15 protein-coding genes are annotated in these 16,371 nt (G+C 72.1%); 11 read left to right on the top strand and 4 right to left on the bottom strand.

Annotated elements, in window-relative coordinates; all coding sequences use genetic code 11:
• Positions 1-18: 18 nt before the first annotated feature.
• Positions 19-666, bottom strand: a complete 648-nt coding sequence (locus AB0C27_RS40235) for a response regulator transcription factor (RefSeq protein ID WP_346105724.1) — start codon at positions 664-666, stop codon at positions 19-21.
• A gap of 92 nt (positions 667-758) precedes the next feature.
• On the opposite strand from AB0C27_RS40235, the gene AB0C27_RS40240 reads away from it, so the two are divergent.
• Both AB0C27_RS40240 and AB0C27_RS40245 read left to right on the top strand, forming a co-directional pair.
• Positions 759-1,436 (top strand): ABC transporter ATP-binding protein, encoded by a 678-nt coding sequence (locus AB0C27_RS40240; RefSeq protein ID WP_357855859.1) that lies wholly within the window; start codon positions 759-761, stop codon positions 1,434-1,436.
• A gap of 115 nt (positions 1,437-1,551) precedes the next feature.
• Entirely contained in the window at positions 1,552-3,492 is a 1,941-nt protein-coding gene (locus AB0C27_RS40245; RefSeq protein ID WP_357855862.1) for an FtsX-like permease family protein, read from the top strand.
• Positions 3,493-3,531: 39 nt separating this feature from the next.
• Here AB0C27_RS40245 and AB0C27_RS40250 read toward each other — a convergent pair whose 3' ends face one another.
• Positions 3,532-4,533, bottom strand: a complete 1,002-nt coding sequence (locus AB0C27_RS40250; protein ID WP_357855865.1) for an LLM class F420-dependent oxidoreductase — start codon at positions 4,531-4,533, stop codon at positions 3,532-3,534.
• An 82-nt stretch (positions 4,534-4,615) separates the two neighbouring features.
• On the opposite strand from AB0C27_RS40250, the gene AB0C27_RS40255 reads away from it, so the two are divergent.
• Positions 4,616-6,046, top strand: a complete 1,431-nt coding sequence (locus AB0C27_RS40255; protein ID WP_357855868.1) for a sulfatase — start codon at positions 4,616-4,618, stop codon at positions 6,044-6,046.
• A gap of 42 nt (positions 6,047-6,088) precedes the next feature.
• Here the strand turns inward: AB0C27_RS40255 and AB0C27_RS40260 are convergent, their stop codons facing one another.
• A complete protein-coding gene (locus tag AB0C27_RS40260; RefSeq protein WP_357855871.1) occupies positions 6,089-6,787 on the bottom strand; it encodes an FCD domain-containing protein in 699 nt (232 codons plus the stop codon).
• Positions 6,788-6,884: 97 nt separating this feature from the next.
• Here AB0C27_RS40260 and AB0C27_RS40265 point away from each other — a divergent pair, with 97 nt between their 5' ends.
• The 3 genes from AB0C27_RS40265 to AB0C27_RS40275 are packed head-to-tail and all read left to right on the top strand — an operon-like array spanning position 6,885 to position 9,548.
• Positions 6,885-7,616, top strand: coding sequence for a (Fe-S)-binding protein (locus tag AB0C27_RS40265; RefSeq protein WP_357855874.1), 732 nt, complete (start codon positions 6,885-6,887; stop codon positions 7,614-7,616).
• Complete coding sequence (locus tag AB0C27_RS40270; RefSeq protein ID WP_357855877.1) at positions 7,613-9,004, top strand: lactate utilization protein B; 1,392 nt, start codon at positions 7,613-7,615, stop codon at positions 9,002-9,004. The genes AB0C27_RS40265 and AB0C27_RS40270 overlap by 4 nt, the downstream gene beginning before the upstream one ends.
• Positions 8,991-9,548 carry an LUD domain-containing protein gene (locus AB0C27_RS40275; protein WP_346105710.1) on the top strand — a complete coding sequence of 186 codons (558 nt, stop codon included), beginning with the start codon at positions 8,991-8,993 and terminating at the stop codon, positions 9,546-9,548. Before AB0C27_RS40270 ends, AB0C27_RS40275 begins: the two co-directional genes overlap by 14 nt.
• Before the next feature lie 62 nt (positions 9,549-9,610).
• Here AB0C27_RS40275 and AB0C27_RS40280 read toward each other — a convergent pair whose 3' ends face one another.
• Positions 9,611-10,621, bottom strand: coding sequence for a Vms1/Ankzf1 family peptidyl-tRNA hydrolase (locus AB0C27_RS40280; protein ID WP_357855881.1), 1,011 nt, complete (start codon positions 10,619-10,621; stop codon positions 9,611-9,613).
• 202 nt (positions 10,622-10,823) lie between these two features.
• Here AB0C27_RS40280 and AB0C27_RS40285 point away from each other — a divergent pair, with 202 nt between their 5' ends.
• The 5 genes from AB0C27_RS40285 to speB all read left to right on the top strand — a co-directional run bounded on the left by AB0C27_RS40285 (position 10,824) and on the right by speB (position 16,306).
• Positions 10,824-11,903, top strand: a complete 1,080-nt coding sequence (locus AB0C27_RS40285) for a GNAT family N-acetyltransferase (RefSeq protein ID WP_357855884.1) — start codon at positions 10,824-10,826, stop codon at positions 11,901-11,903.
• A gap of 146 nt (positions 11,904-12,049) precedes the next feature.
• Positions 12,050-13,225, top strand: a complete 1,176-nt coding sequence (gene cbiE / locus AB0C27_RS40290) for a precorrin-6y C5,15-methyltransferase (decarboxylating) subunit CbiE (protein WP_357855887.1) — start codon at positions 12,050-12,052, stop codon at positions 13,223-13,225.
• A gap of 70 nt (positions 13,226-13,295) precedes the next feature.
• Positions 13,296-14,141: a sirohydrochlorin chelatase gene (locus tag AB0C27_RS40295; RefSeq protein WP_357855890.1), complete on the top strand. Its 846-nt coding sequence runs from the start codon at positions 13,296-13,298 to the stop codon at positions 14,139-14,141.
• 56 nt (positions 14,142-14,197) lie between these two features.
• Complete coding sequence (gene cobT, locus AB0C27_RS40300) at positions 14,198-15,268, top strand: nicotinate-nucleotide--dimethylbenzimidazole phosphoribosyltransferase (protein WP_357855894.1); 1,071 nt, start codon at positions 14,198-14,200, stop codon at positions 15,266-15,268.
• A 24-nt stretch (positions 15,269-15,292) separates the two neighbouring features.
• Entirely contained in the window at positions 15,293-16,306 is a 1,014-nt protein-coding gene (gene speB / locus AB0C27_RS40305; protein ID WP_357855897.1) for an agmatinase, read from the top strand.
• Positions 16,307-16,371 lie beyond the last annotated feature (65 nt).

A 16,371-nucleotide genomic window follows, 5' to 3' on the forward strand; every position in this document is an offset into this window, starting at 1 on the left:
CGCCGGCCCCGCTGTTAATCAGCTCACCACGCCGGATTCCCACGCCCAAGCTGCGATTTCAACCCGATTGCGGACACCGAGCTTGGCGAAGATGCTGCCCAGGTGCGTCTTCACCGTCGACAACGACACGAACAGCTCTGCGGCCACCTCCTGGTTGGTCCGCCCCTTGGCCACCAGGCGCACCACGTCCAGCTCGCGGTCCGTCAGCGGGTCGTCCATCGGCGGTGCGCTGCGCCGGGGCCTGGACAGGTGCTGCAGCAGCCGTACGGTCACCGACGGCGACACCAGCGAGTCGCCCGCCGCGGCGGCCCTGACCGCCTCGATGAGCAGCGTCGGCCCGCTGTCCTTGAGCAGGAAGCCGATGGCGCCGGAGCGCAGGGCTCCGTAGACGTACTCGTCCAGGTCGAACGTGGTGACGATGACCACGCGCAGCGGGTTCTCCACGCCGGGCCCGGCCAGCGCGCGGGTCACCTCCAGCCCGTCGAGCTTGGGCATCCTGATGTCGAGCAGGCACACGTCCGGCCGCAGCCGCCTGGCCTCCGCCACGGCCTCGGCGCCGTCCGCGACCGCGGACACGACCTCCATGTCCGGTTGCGCGTCCAGAATCATCTGAAAGCCGGTTCGTACGAGTTGCTGGTCGTCGGCGATGAGAACCCGAATAGTCACGGCCCCAACTCTAAGGATCGGTCGTTCGGCTGAGGCGGAAATGGACGCACGGCCGATCCGGCGCACCCCCGCCCCCGGCCACGCTGGACGTCATGAACGACGTGCTTGTTGGACGGGCCCTGGCCAAACGGTTCGGGCAGACGGTCGCCCTCGGTGGCGTGGACATCGCGGTACGGGCCGGCGAAGCGGTGGCGATCATGGGGCCGAGCGGTTCCGGCAAGTCGACCCTGCTGCACTGCCTGGCCGGCATCATGAAGCCGGACGGCGGTGAGGTGCACCTGCTCGGCCAGCGCATCGACGCGCTCGGCGAGCGGCGGCGCAGCGCGCTGCGCCGCACCCGCTTCGGCTTCGTCTTCCAGTTCGGCCAGCTCCTGCCCGAGCTGCCCGCCGACGAGAACGTGGCGCTCCCGCTCATGCTGGGCGGCGTGCCGAGGACCCAGGCGGTACGGCAGGCGCGCGAGTGGTTCGGGCCCCTCGGCCTGCACTCCATGGAGACGCGGCGGCCCGGCGAGCTGTCCGGCGGTCAGGCGCAGCGGGTGGCCATCGCCAGGGCGCTGGTGAGCAAGCCGGCCGTGGTGTTCGCCGACGAGCCCACGGGGGCGCTCGACCAGCAGACGGGGCAGGAGACGATGCGGCTGTTGGTGGAGGCGACCAAGCACAACGGCGCGTGCCTGATCGTCGTCACCCACGATCCGAACGTGGCCGCCTGGTGCGACCGCACGGTCGAGGTCCGCGACGGCCGGCTCCTGACGAGCGGGGCGATGGCGTGAACCCCGTCCTGATCTCGAATGCGCGCATGAACCTTGACCTGACCTGGCACCCGCAGGCGAACGCGCGCACGAACCTTGCCCCGACCTGGCCGCTGCTCAAGGGCGGGGTGCGCCCGTGAACCTCGACCTGACCTGGCGGCTGCTCAAGGGCGGCGGGCGCAGGGGGCTGTTGGGCGCCTGGCTGACGCTGGGCGCCGTCGCCGTGGCCACGGCGCTGCTGCTGTTCGCGGTGGCCGCGAACTCCGCCTTCCAGGCCAGGGCCGAGCGCGGCGCCTGGCGCAACCCGGTCCCGGCCACGTCCGGCGCCGTGGCGATCGAGGCGTCGCGCTTCGACTTCGTCCGCGACCGGACCGTCACCGTCGTCGACCTGGCCGCGCTGGACGGCAGGACCCCGGCCCCGCCGCCCGGTATGCCGCGCTTCCCCGCGCCCGGCGAGGTGTGGCTGTCGCCCGCCCTGGCCGAGCTGGCCAGGGAACTGCCCGCCGACCAGCTCGCCGCCCGCTACCCCGCGCCCAAGGGGGTGCTCGGCGACGCGGCCCTCGTCCATCCGGACGAGCTCGTCGCCGTCGTCGGCCGGCAGGCGGACTCGCCCGAGATGACCGCCGCCCGCTCCGACGACTGGCTGCTCGGCAAGCCGCCGGTCAAGGTCGCGAGCCTGGCGGGAACGCCGAGCGAGGACGCGGAGGCGTACCGGATGCTCTCGCTCGTCGCCAGCGTGCTGATGGCGGTGCCGCTGCTCGTCTTCGGGGGCGCGGCGGCCCGGCTCACGGTGGCCAGGCGCGATCAGCGGCTGGCGGCTCTGCGGCTGATCGGGGCGACGCCGGGCCAGGTCGTGGGCATGACCGTGACCGAGGCGGTGATCGTCGCGCTGGCCGGTGCGCTCGTGGGCGCCGCTGTCTTCGCCCTGGCCGTGCCGCTGCTGGCCGGGATCGAGATGCAGGGCGGGCGGTGGTTCGCCGCCGACCTGTTCCCCGGACCGCTGGTGCTGGCCGGGGTGCTGGTCGCGGTGCCGCTGCTGGTCGGGCTGTCGGCGGTGGCCGGTCTGCGGCGGGTCGTGGTGAGCCCGCTCGGCGTGGCCAAGCGCGAGACGCCGCCCGCCATGCGGTTCGTACGGGTGCTCGCCCTGCTGGCGGTGCTGGCCGTGTTCCCGATGCTGACCAGGGGCACCAGCGTCTCGATCATCGCGGTGGCGCTGGCTCTCGCCTTCCTCTGCGTCAACCTGGTGGGCCCGTGGGTGGTCGGCCTGATCGGCCGGATCACGGCGGCGACGGCGCGCGGCCCGGCCCGGCTGCTCGCGGGCCGCCGGCTGGTGGACGACCCGCGCTCGGCCTGGCGGACGGTGAGCGGGGTGGCGCTGACCGGGTTTGTGGCGGGCTTCCTCGGCCTGCTCAGCCCGGCGACGTTCGACCAGGACCCCGGAGGACCGCCCCAGCTGCGGATCACCGCGCCCGCCGGGCAGGCGGAGCAGGTGGTGCGGCAGGCCCGCGAGCGGCTGCGCGAGGCGGGGGTGACGGCCGAGGTGAAGCCGGTGAAGAACGTCGTGGTCGCGGCCCTGGGTAGCGCGGCGGGTGAGGCGGACGTGGACAGGGCCCGTACGGCGCTGGCCGGGCTCGTGCCGGGACGCACGCCCACCACGGAGGCCGACGACGAGCGCTTCGGCGTCGAGATCCTCGCCGACGTGCGGGTGGGCACGATCGTGGTGCTGTCGGTGTCGTTCCTGGTGGCCATCGCCAGCTCGGGGATCACCGCCATGTCGTCGGTGCTGGACCGGCGGCAGACGTACGGGCTGCTGCGCCTGGCGGGCACGCCGCTGTCGGTGCTGGACCGGGCCCGCCGGTCCGAGACGCTCATCCCGCTGGCGGTGATGGGCGGGGGAGCGATCCTGGTGGGGGCGTTCTGCGCGCTGCCGTTCATGATCGGCGGGGTCAACGCGGCCGGGGCGATCACGCTGGCGGGATGCGTCGTCGTGGGCTTCGCCGGCGTGATCGGGGCGGGCGCCCTGAGCCGCCCGCTGCTCCGCTCGGTCACCGCCGACCCGGCCCCGCGCCCGGACTGACATCCACCGGGCGGGCGCCCAGGCAGAGGCCAGAGGGCCTCAGCCGAGGACGAGGTCGCGGACGAGCTTCAGCGAGGGCTCGTCGCGCGGCCCCATCACGAGCAGGCTCGTCACCGGGCTGCGGTGCCACAGCTCCAGGCGTTCCTTGATCCGGCCGGGCGGGCCGACGAGCGAGATGCCGTCGGCCAGCTCGTCCGGGATCGCCCGGAACGCCTCGTCCTTGCGCCCCGCCAAGTAGAGCGACTGGATGTGCTCCGCGGCCTCGGCGTAGCCCATCCGGCCGATGATGTCGGCGTGGAAGTTGCGCTGCTTGGCGCCCATGCCGCCGATGTAGAGCGTGAGCATCATCTTCACGCCGTCGAGCGCCGCCTTGACGTCGTCGGAGATGATCACCATCACCATGGCCGCCACGTCGAAGCCGGGCCGGGCGCCCGACAGCGCCTCGCCGTACATCTGCTCGATCTTCTCAGGGAACGCGAACAGCGGCAGCCAGCCCTGCCCGAGTTCGGCGGCCAGCGCGACGTTCTTCGGCCCCTCCGCCCCGAGATAGACGGGGATGTCGGGGCGGAGCGGATGAGTGATGGACTTGAGCGGTTTGCCCAGCCCGCCCGGCAGCGGCAGCGGGTAGTGGGGCCCGTCGGACGTGACCGGCTCCTCGCGCCGCCAGACCTTGCGCATGATCTCGATGTACTCGCGCGTCCTGGCCAGCGGGCGGGCGAACGGCTGGCCGTACCAGCCCTCCACGACCTGCGGGCCCGAGGCGCCCACCCCCAGCAGCAGCCGGCCGCCGGTGAGAGCGTCGAGCGTCATCGCGGTCATCGCGGTCGTGACCGGCGGCCTGGCCGACAGCTGGGCGATCGAGGTGCCCAGCTTGATGCGGGTCGTCCGCGCGCCGTACCAGGCCAGCGGCGTGAACACGTCGCTGCCGTACGCCTCCGCCGTCCACACCGAGTCGTAGCCGAGCCGCTCGGCGGCGAGCACCGATTCTGTCGCGTCGTCGGCGTTGCGCTGCCAGTAGCCGAGGTTCAGGCCGAGCTTCATAAGACACCTCCGGAATTAAGTTCTATTACGGCGGTGGGCGGTCTGCGTGTCAATGGCGGAAGATCCTGGGTAGTCACACTCTGTGCTCAAGGGTTTGTGCCGTCTCGTCGCCTGCCTGCTGCTTCTGCTGCCGGCGGCGGGGCCGACGATGGCCGAGGGCGGCTCCCGGCCGAACATCGTCCTGATCCTGGCCGACGACCTGGAGAACGGCACGCTGCCGTACTTTCCGAACATCACCCAGCACCTGGTCAGGCAGGGCACCTCGTTCGACCGCTTCTTCGTCACCAACTCCTGGTGCTGCCCGTCCAGGGCCTCGATCCTGCGCTCCCAGCACGTCCACAGCCACGGCGTCCTGACCAACACGGCGCCGGAAGGCGGCTTCGCCCGCTTCCACGAGCAGAATCTGGAACGTTCCACGATCGGCACCTGGATGCAGGAGGCCGGCTACCGCACGGCGCTCATGGGCAAGTTCCTCAACCACTATCCGGGCAACTCGGCTCCTGAGGCGTACGTGCCGCCAGGCTGGGACGAGTGGGACGTGCCGGTGCGCCAGCTCTACCAGGAGTACGGCTACCGGCTCAACGAGAACGGCGGCCTGTTCGACTACGGCTGGTCGGAGCAGGACTACCTGGCCGACGTGCTGGCCGGTAAGGCGCGCGACTTCATCGCCGGGTCCGACGAGCCGTTCTTCCTCTATCTCGCGCCCATCGGCCCGCACAACCCGGCCAACCCCGCCTACCGGCACGCCGACGCGTTCCCGCTGGCCATGGCGCCGCGCACGCCCTCGTTCAACCAGCCCGACGTCTCCGCCGAACCGCTCTGGCTGCGCGAGCGGCCGCCGTTCACGCCGGAGACCGTGGCCGAGATCGACGAGCGATATCGCACCAGGCTGCGCTCCATGCTCGGCGTCGACGACCTCGTCGGCACGGTGGTCCAGGCGCTCCAGGACACCGGCAAGCTCGACAACACCTACATCTTCTTCACCTCCGACAACGGCTTCCATCTCGGCACGCACCGGCTCAAGCAGGGCAAGACCACGCCGTTCGAGGAGGCCATCCACATCCCCCTCGTCGTCAGGGGTCCCGGCGTGCCGGTAGCGTCGGCGGTCACGCAGATGGGGGCCACGATCGACCTGGCGCCGACGTTCGCCGAGCTCGGCGGGGCCACGGTGCCGCCGTTCGCGGAGGGGCGCTCGCTCGTGCCGATGCTGCGCGGCCGGTCGCTGGGAGAGTGGCGCAAGCACGTGCTGGTCGAGTTCAACCGGCCGCTCAACCGGTCGTCGGCGGCCCAGACGCCGGTGCCGGCCTATCGGGCGTTGCGCACTGATCAGTACACCTATGTCCGGTACGAGACCGGGGAGCTGCAGCTCTACGACCTGCACGCCGATCCCTACCAGTTGCACAACCTGGCGGCGAGCGCCGATCCGGCGCTCATGGCCCGGCTGGACGCGCTCCTGCACGGGATGGTGCGGTGCGCGGGGGCCGGCTGCCGCGAGGCCGACCGGCAGCAGTGACGGCCCGGGGCCGGTTGTGACTCTCCAGAGCTCCGGGCCGGCTCAGGTGAACAGCGAGGGGTACGCGTGCGCCAGATGCTCCGAGACGGCCGCGACGGCTTCGTCCGCCTCGCCGCGTTCGAGGGCCTCCAGGATGCGGACGTGGTCGGCGCGCAGGATCGACGTGTCCCCGAGGCGTCGTACCGCCTCGACCGAGTACTTCCGCATCGAGTCGCGCAGCGACCGCATGATGGCGGCGATGAGCCGGTTGCCCGAGGCATCAGCGATGGCGCAGTGGAAGGCCGTGTCGTGCTCGACGAACTCCTCGGCCGAGCCCGCCGCATCCATCTCGGCCAGGGCGGCGGCGAGCGCGGAGGTGTCGGCGCGGGCGGTGGCCGCCTGGGCCGCCGCCCACTGCTCGATCATGTGCCGGGTTCCGATGACCTCGCGCATCTCCAGGCTTGCCAGGCCCAGGTGCAGCCGGAGCAGGTCGGTCAGCGCCGAGTCCGGCCGTGAGGTGAGCACGGCGCCGGCGTCGGGGCCCCGGCCCACCTGGGAGGAGACCACGCCGAGGGTCTCCAGCACGCGCATGGCCTCGCGTACCGACGATCGGCTCACGCCGAGCTGCTCGGCGAGCTGGCGTTCGGCGGGCAGCCGGTCGCCCACGGTGAGGCCGTCCTCGGTGATGCGCCGCTCGATCTGAGCGAGTACGTCCTCGAACGTCCGCGTTCGCTTGACGGGACGCCAGCCGGTGCCGTCCAACGAAGCCTCCTGGTGCCGGGATGGATGCTGGCCGGATTCGTGATGGTTCGATATGGTCTGACCATACTGTGGTCAGACCATTAGCGGAAGGAGAGCCGTGCGCGTTGCCCTGTTCATCACGTGCGTGAACGACACGCTCTTCCCCGGCACCGGCAAGGCCGTCGTGTCGCTCCTGCGCAGGCTCGGCTGTGAGGTCGACTTCCCCGCCGCGCAGACGTGCTGCGGGCAGATGCACGTCAACACCGGTTACCGGGAGGACGGCGTACGGCTGGCCCGCCACTTCACCGAGGTGTTCGCCGGTTACGACGCCGTCGTCGCGCCCTCGGGGTCGTGCGCGGCCATGGTGCGCGAGCAGTACCCGAAGCTGGCCAAACCGGGCAGCAGGGGAGCGGCGGCCATCGCCGAGGTCGCGCCGAAGGTGTACGAACTGTCCGAGTTCCTGATCGACGTCCTGAAGGTCGAGGACGTCGGCGCATATTTCCCGCACCGGGTGACATATCACCCGACGTGCCACTCGCTCCGCGGCCTGCACCTGGGCGACCGGCCCGCCCGGCTGCTGCGCAACGTCCGCGGCCTGGAGTTGGTGCCGCTGCCCGGCTCGGAGGAGTGCTGCGGCTTCGGCGGCACGTTCGCGGTGAAGAACCCCGCCGTCTCGGCCGCGATGGGCGCCGACAAGGTCCGCCACATCCAGGACACCGGCGCCGAGGTGCTCTGCGCGGCCGACAACTCGTGCCTGATGCACATCGGCGGCACCCTGCGCCGCCAGAAGACCGGCGTCAGGACCATGCACCTGGCCGAAATCCTCGCATCGACGGAGGAGGGCCCATGAGCGCCACCTTTCTCGGCATGCCCGGGAGTTTCCCGGAGAACTCCCGCAAGGCCGTCCAGGACTCCCAGCTCCGCTTCAACCTCCGCAAGGCGACGCACACGATCCGCGGCAAGCGCGCGGGCGTCGTCGCCGAGCTGCCCGACTGGCAGGAGCTCAGGGCCGCCGGCAAGGCGATCAAGGATCACACCCTGCGCCACCTCGACCGCTACCTCGTGCAGCTCGAAACGGCCGTGACCGGGGCGGGCGGCACCGTCCACTGGGCCAGGGACGCCGCCGAGGCCAACCGCATCGTGACCGGCCTGGTCAAGGCCACCGGCGAGCGCGAGGTGGTCAAGGTCAAGTCGATGGCCACCCAGGAGATCCAGCTCAACGAGGCGCTGGCCGAGCACGGCATCACCGCGTACGAGACCGACCTGGCGGAGCTGATCGTCCAGCTCGGCGACGACTTCCCCAGCCACATCCTGGTCCCGGCGATCCACCGCAACCGGTCGGAGATCCGCGAGATCTTCCTCGACAAGATGCCGGATGTCTCGCCCGACCTCACCGACGACCCGCCCGCGCTGACCGAGGCGGCCCGGCTGCACCTGCGCGAACGTTTCCTCAAGGCCAAGGTCGCGATCTCCGGCGCGAACTTCATGGTGGCCGAGACCGGCACGCTGGTGGTGCTGGAGTCGGAGGGCAACGGCCGGATGTGCCTGACCCTGCCCGAGACCCTCATCAGCGTCGTCGGGATCGAGAAGCTGCTGCCCTCCTGGCGGGATCTGGAGGTGTTCCTCCAGCTCCTGCCCAGAAGCTCCACGGGTGAGCGGATGAATCCGTACACGAGCATGTGGACGGGCGCGGTCGAGGGCCAGGACTTCCACCTCGTGCTGCTCGACAACGGCCGCACCGACGTGCTCGCCGACGAGGTGGGCCGCCAGGCGCTGCGCTGCATCCGCTGCTCGGCCTGCCTGAACGTCTGCCCGGTCTACGAGCGCGCGGGCGGCCACGCGTACGGCTCGGTCTATCCAGGGCCGATCGGCGCGATCCTCACCCCGCAGCTCAGAGGCATGTCCTCCGAGCTCGACGCCTCGCTGCCGTTCGCCTCCAGCCTCTGCGGGGCCTGCTACGAGGCGTGCCCGGTGGCCATCGACATCCCGGAGGTGCTGGTCGACCTGCGGGCCAAGGCGCCGCACGCGGCGGCGGAGCAGGTGGGCATGAAGGTGGCCGGCTGGATCCTGAGCGACCACGAGCGGCTGGCCAAGGCCCAGCGGGCGGCCGGACGGCTGCGCAAGCTGGTGCCGAAGCGGTTGCCCGGCCCGCTGTCGGCCTGGACCGACACCCGGGATCTGCCCGACATTCCCGAAGAATCGTTCAGAGACTGGTGGGAGCGGAATGAGCGCGCGTGAGGAGATCCTCGCCCGGATCGGCCGGGCCGTCGCCGGCGGCGCGGAGGTGGAGATCCCCCGCCACTACCGGACGGAACGGCAGGTGGAGGACCTCGTCGGGCTGTTCGCCGAGCGGGTCGACGACTACCGGGCGATCGTCCACGTGGTGCCGGCGGCGGACGTGCCCGCCAAGCTCGACGAATGCCTGGGCGAGCGCCGCATGATCGTCCCGGACGGCTTCGACCGGCCGGGCGGCTGGAGCGACCTCAAGACCGCCGACGGCGTGGTGACGAACTGCGCCGTGGCCATCGCCGAGACCGGCACCATCGTGCTCGACCACGGGCCGGGCCAGGGCACGCGGGCGCAGACGCTGGTCCCCGACTACCACCTGTGCGTGGTGCGGGCCGACCAGATCGTGGCCGGCGTCCCCGAGGCCGTCGCCCGGCTCGACCCGGCCCGTCCGCTCACCTGGATCAGTGGTCCCTCGGCCACGAGTGACATCGAGCTCAACCGGGTCGAGGGCGTGCACGGCCCCCGTACCCTGGAAGTGATCATCAGCACGTGATCACCGGATCTGAGAGCGGTCGTCAGCGCGTGATCGCCGGCGCCCGGCCCTGAGCGCGGTCGTCAGTACCTGAGCACCGCGGCGACGTCGTCGACCGCGTCGCTGAACCACAGCTCCGCGTCCGTCATCGCCGCGGCCCTGGCCAGTGCGGAGTCCGAGCGCTCCTGGATCGGCTCGGCCACGCCCCACCGGTGCAGCTCCTCCCGGTCGGTGCACAGCTGCGTGCCGCCCTCGCCGATCCAGACCGGCTTCGGCATCTCGCCGGGCACCAGCAGGGCGTGCACCCGGCCCTCGCGCAGGGCCTTCGAGACCCGGGCCATGCCGGTGGGCCCCGAGGACTCCTGGTGCCGTTCCAGCAGCTCGGCGCGCCGCTGGTCGAGCCAGTCGTCCAGGGCCCGCTCCACGTCCTCCTCGAACCTGCCGTGGTTCTCACGGCTGCCGTGCTCGACCATGGTCACCCGGTCGGCGGCCTTGGTGCCGAGGTGGCGCATTAGGTAGGAGCGCGACTTCGGCTCGCCGGCGATCAGCACCAGCTCCGCGCCGATGCGGCGTACCTGCTCGTCGATCTCGTGGGCCACGGCGACCGCGTTCTTCTCCCAGGTCTCGTCCACGGCCTGCTCGTAGCGCTTCTGCGACCAGCCTCCCTGCGCGGTCTTCTGCAGCGGCCAGGAGGCGGCCTGCACGGTGGTCGTCCGCGGTGACCCGCCCGCGAACACGGTCACCTCGGCCCCCGCGTGGTCCACGATGACCCGGATGTGCGGCACGTTCTCGCCGCGCAGCATCAGCATGGGCGTGACGTGCGGCAGCGGCGTCCACATGGTCATCTCGTCGGGCTGGCGGTCGAGCGACTCGGCCAGCACGACGTCACCGTCCGTGGCGAACAGCGCCCGCCCGGCGGCGGGCCGCAGGGCCTCCTCCTCCAGCGCGTCCAGGGTCGTCTCGGTGAGCCGGCCGAGCCGGTCACGCGCGCCGCGCCAGTGGGCCCGGCGTTCGGGGCCGGTGAAGGCACCGAGGTAGACCGACGCGTACGGTCCTGGCCGCTCGTACAGGCGCCTGATGAAGTCAAGCCGCACCCGTCACCACCTCCGCCTCTCCACACCGATGCCGAGCGCCTTGGCGTGATCGGCCATGCCCTCGGTCTCGTGCTTCTGCTGCTCGTCCAGACGGGGGCCGTGCTTGTCGCTCCCACGTCGCATGGTTCTCTCACTCCTCTCCCAAGCGCCCCCTTACCCCCGCTTTCGTGGGCAAACATCGCGACTGTGTACCCTGCCCAGCGTGTTCGATCCCGACGTGAGCATCGCCACCGCACGGCTGACGCTCCGCCCCTTCGGCCCCGGGGACGCCGCGCGGATCAGGTCCGTCGTGCAGTCCGGCGTCCGTTTCCTCCCGCCGGGCGCGCCCACCAGGACCTCCGGCATCGCGCGCTGGCTCACGCACGGCGTGCACGAGCTGCGCCGCTCAGGACAGGGCGTCCACCTGGCCATGGCCGACGCCGACGGGGTCGTCGTAGGGGCCATCAGCCTGTTCAAGACCTCGTGGGAGGCCGGAACGACCGAGGTCGGGTACGGCGTGCACCCCCTCTACCGCCGCCGCGGCTTGGCCACCGAGGCCGTACGCGGGCTGACGGGCTGGGTGTTCGACACCACGCGGCTGCGCAGGATCGACCTGACGGCCAACCTGGACAACCCGGCCTCGCTCAGCGTTGCGCTCAAATCGGGCTTCACCTGGGAGGGCGTGCTGCGCTCGGCCGTGCTCGACGAGGACGGGACGCACGACCTGGTCATGTTCGGCCTCCTGCGCGAGGACGGCCGCCTGCCCGCCGACGCCCTGCCCAGGACCGAGTTGCACACAGCGCGCCTGCTGCTGCGCCATCCGTCCCCCGGCGACGTCCGCGACCTGGCCGCCACCGGCGCCGACGCGCTCACCCAGGCCATGACGGGCGTGCCGCGCGGCTACAGCGAGGAGCACGCGCTGGCCTACGTCGAAGGCTCGGAGCGGACCAGGATCAGGGGCGCCGGCATCACCTGGACGGCGGAGGAGCTGGAGACGGGCCGCTTCGCCGTCAACGTGTCCCTGCGCGACGTCGACTGGAGCAGCCGCACGGCCGAGGTCGGCTACATGACCGCCCCCTGGGCCAGGGGCAAGGGGTACGCGGGTGAGTCCGTGCTGGCCATCGCCCGCTGGCTGTTCGAGCGGCAGGGCTTCAGCCGGCTCCAGTTGCGCGCCTCGCCCGGCAACACCGCGTCGCAGCGGGTCGCGGAGAAGGCCGGCTTCGTCCGGGAGGGCGTCGCCCGCGCTTCGCTCGGCGGTGAGGACCTGGTCGTCTACAGCCTCATCCCGTCCGACCTGGCCTGAGGAGACCCGGCGCCGGCCTGAGGAGACCCGTCCCTGGCCTGCGGCAAGTCGGCCCGCCTGGCCCGGGGGCACGCCGGACTGACCTTGTCACCCTTTGTGAAACACCTCCGCACCCGTCACCCTTGAGGTGAGGACGGTGAGGCGCAATGATCACGGTGGTCGGCTGGGACGGGTCCGAGCTCTCGGCCAGGGCGGTGGGCAAACTGCAGGAGGCCGGGCTCGTGGTGGCGCCCGCGGCCGTGCTCGGAAGGCTCCAGCTCAACGCGAAGACCGCGGTGGACGGGTCGCTGCTCGAAGCCATCGACGACCATCTCGAACACGGCCAGGGCCCCGCGGTCGTGCTCGCGGAGGGCGATCCCGGCTTCTTCGGCGTCGTCCGCACCCTGCGCGAACACGGGCTCAAGCCGGACGTGTTACCGGCCGTCTCGCTCGTCGGCCGCGCCTTCGCCCGCGCCGGGCTCAACTGGGAGGACGCCCTGGTCGTCGCCCCTTCCGGCCCCGCCCAGCTCAACCGGGTGGTCAACGCCTGCCGCGCCCATCCCAAGGTCGCGCTGCTCGTCGCGCCCGGCGTCGGCCCCGGCGAGATCGCCAGGGAGCTGGCCCCCACGACGCCACGCGCGCTGATCGTCTGTGAGGACCTGGGCGGGCCCGACGAGCGGGTCACCCACAGCCGGATGGGCGAGGCCACCACCAGGCCGTGGAAGGACCCCGACGTGGTCCTCGTCATCGACCCGCTGCACCAGCCCAAGGAGCCGAGCTGGGTGGCGGGGGCGCGGCCTGGCCCGGCCGAGTGGGCGCTGCCGTACGAGGGCGGGCTGCCGCCGGAGGTGCGGGCGTACGTGCTGGCCAAGCTGGGCCCCCGGCTCGGGGACCTGGTGTGGGACGTGGGCGCGGGTACCGGCAGGATCGCCGTCGAGTGCGCCCGGCTGGGCGCCGCCGTCGTGGCCGTCGAGCGAGACGAGGGCCGCTGCGCCGAACTGCGCGCCAACGTGCTCGAACACGGCGTCAAAGTGGCTCTGACCAGAGGACAGGCGCCGCCCGCGCTGGAGCCGCTGCCCGACCCCGACGCGGTCTTCGTGGGCGGCGGCGGCCTCGACGTGGTGATGGCCTGCGCCGCCAGGCGCCCCCGTGCGCTCGTGTGCGCGCTGAGCAAGGTCGAGCAGGTCGCGGCCGTGCTCGACCGGCTGCGCGAGCAGGGCTACCATGGCGAGGGCACCCAGATCATGGCCTCGAAACTGACCCTCGACCCCGACGGCTCACACCGCCTGACCGCCTCCGACCCCGTCTTCGTGGTCCACGCGACGCCCGCACACACAGGGTGACCTGTTCCGTACCGGTGCGCATCGGTTATCCTCGCGTGACTTTGTCTACCGCACCGGAGAATCCCTCACAATGAAGCCGCCGCTCCTGCTGATCGGGCAGGGCTCACAGGATGACGCCTACGCCGCGGAGTTCGGCAGGTTCGTCCACCGCCTCCGCTGCCGCCTCGACCAGACGGGCGCCGACGTGTCAGGGGGTTACCTGGAGCGGGCCACTCCCCGGCTGAGCGACTCGGTGGCCTCCCTCGTCGCCAGGGGCCACCACCGGCTGGTCGCGCTGCCGCTGAGCCTCAGCAGGGTGAGCGAGGAGTTCCCGGCCGCGATGGCGCTGGAGCAGCAGCGCCACCCCACCCTCATGTACGACTACGGCCGCCCCCTCGGCCCCGACCCCCGCGTGCTGTCGCTGCTGGCCGAGCGGCTCAACGAGGCCGCCGCCGAGCTCTCCAAGCCGCGCGCACTCGAACTGGTCGGCGCCAGGCCGAGGCTCCGCTCCGTGGACGCGCCGCCGTCCGACGACTTCCACGCGCACGTCGAGCCGGGCGAGACCGCCGTCGTCCTGGTCGGCGAGGGCTCCACGGACGCGACCGCGAACGCCGAGGTGCACCGCGTCTCGCGGCTGTTCTGGGAGACGTACGCCTACGACTACATGACCGTCGAGACCGCCTTCGTGTCGGTCACCCCGCCCGGAGTGCCCGGCGGGCTCGAACGCTGCCGGCGGCTCGGGGCCAAGCGGGTGATCGTGGTGCCGTACCTGCTGTTCGCGGGCGGCATGCTGGAGCGCGTGTGGGCGCAGGCGCTCGCGTACGGGGCGGGGCATCCCGACCTCGACATCCGCTGCGCCGAGGTGATCGGCGACTGCGAGATCCTGGCCGACGTCGTGATCGACCGCTACGAGGAAGCCCTCCAGCTCGTCCCCTAGACCTTCCAGCTCGTCCCCTAGATCCTCCAGCTCGTCCCCTAGACCGGAGGTTTGCCGTGCTCGCCGAGACGCTCGCCGCGATCCGTCCCGCAGACCCGCGGGCGCTCGCCGAGGCCCGAGCCCATCAGGACCGCCTCACCAAGCCGCGCGGCTCGCTCGGCGTACTGGAGGACGTCGCCGTCCGGCTCGCGGGCGCCGCGGGGGTCAGCCCGCCGCCCATGCCCGAGCCGGCGGCGCTGGCCATCTTCGCCGCCGACCACGGCGTGCACGCGCGCGGCGTCACACCGTGGCCGCAGGAGGTCACCGTGCAGATGGTGGGCAACTTCCTGGCCGGCGGCGCGGTCGCCAACGCCTTCGCCGCGCAGGCGGGCGCGACGGTGACCGTCGTGGACGTCGGCGTCGCCGCCGACCTGCCCGACGCGCCGCAGCTGATCAGGCACAAGATCGCGTACGGCACCGCGGACCTGTCGCGGGGCCCCGCCATGACCGTCGACCAGGCCGTCAGAGCGCTGGAGGCCGGCATCCTCGTCGGCGAGGAGCTCATCGCCGCGGGCGCGCGCTGCCTGATCACCGGCGACATGGGCATCGCCAACACCACCGCGTCGGCGGCGCTGATCTCCGCCTTCACCGGCATGGACCCGGCGGAGGTGACCGGCAGGGGCACGGGGATCGACGACGAGACGTACGAGCGCAAGGTCGGCCTCGTCCGCTCGGCCCTGCGCGTGAACGCGGTGTCGGACGTCTCCTCCTCGCCCAGCGAGGCGCTGCGGGCCCTGGCCGCCGTCGGCGGGTTCGAGCACGCGGCCATCGCCGGGCTCATCCTGTGCGGCGCCGCGGAGCGCGTGCCGGTGATCCTCGACGGCGTCATCGCCGGCGCCGCCGCCCTCGTGGCCGCCGCGCTCGACCCCGCGGCGATCGACCACTGCGTGGCGGGCCACCGCTCGGCCGAGCCCGGCCACACCGCCGCGCTCGCCCACCTCGGGCTGCGCCCGCTGGTGGAGCTGGAGCTGCGGCTCGGCGAGGGCACCGGCGGTCTGCTCGCGCATCCGATGGTCTGCGCCGCGGTACGCGTCATGCACGACGTGGCCACGTTCGACTCCGCGGGGGTGACCGAGAAACCCGTGTGATGATGGGGGCGGGAGGTGCAGGCCATGGCGCGTTACGGACCCATGTACGGGCCCGACATCACGTTCCTCGGCGTCGGCCGGTGCGACGTGGGCGATCCGGCGACCTACGCCGACGCGGACGTGGTGATCATCGGAGCTCCGTTCGACGGCGGCACCTCCAACAGGCCCGGCGCCAGGTTCGGGCCGATGGCACTGCGCCAGGCCTGCTACCTGCCCCACGACGGCTCCAGGCCCAGCCTGGCCCTGCGCGTGGACGCCCTGCGGGACCTGAGAGTGCTGGACGCCGGCGACGTCGAGTGCTACTCCGGCGACGTCGAGGGCTCGCTGGCGGCCATCGAGGAGACGGTGCACCGGGTGGCCGCGTCGGGCGCGATCCCGCTGGTGCTCGGCGGCGACCACACCGTGGCGCTGCCGGACGCGCGGGGCACCGCCCGGGCCCACGCGCCCGGGCGCACCTCGATGATCCACTTCGACGCCCACGCCGACACCGGCGACATCTCCTTCGGCCACTTGTACGGCCACGGCCAGCCCATGCGGCGGCTGATCGAGTCGGGGGCGATCCGCGGCGACCGGTTCCTGCAGCTCGGGCTGCGCGGCTACTGGCCCGAGCCGGAGACGCTCGGCTGGATGGCCGCCCAGAACATGCGCTCCTACGAGATGACCGAGATCGTGGCCCGCGGGCTCGACGAGTGCCTGACGGAGTCGTTCGGCATCGCGCTCGACGAGTGTGACCAGGTCTTCCTCTCGGTCGACATCGACGTGTGCGACCCCGGCCACGCCCCCGGCACCGGCACGCCCGAGCCGGGCGGGCTGACGGCCAGGCAGCTCCTCGACGCCGTCCGCAGGATCTGTTACGAGCTGCCCGTAGCGGGAATGGAGGTGGTCGAGGTGGCGCCGCCGTACGATCATGCCGACATCACCGCCTACCTCGGGAACCGGGTTATCCTTGAGGCCTTGTCAGCGATGGCCAGACGCCGTAAGGACGATGAGGGCGGGCCTCGCTGGGATCCCCGGCAGCCTCTTCTCGACGGTCGTTGACCGGTCGCAGCAAATGACACATGCGAAGCCGGTAGGTTTACCACTCAACACAACGTTCGCGAACG

Source organism: Nonomuraea sp. NPDC048882 (assembly GCF_040649755.1).
In the GTDB taxonomy this organism is placed as follows: domain Bacteria; phylum Actinomycetota; class Actinomycetes; order Streptosporangiales; family Streptosporangiaceae; genus Nonomuraea; species Nonomuraea maheshkhaliensis.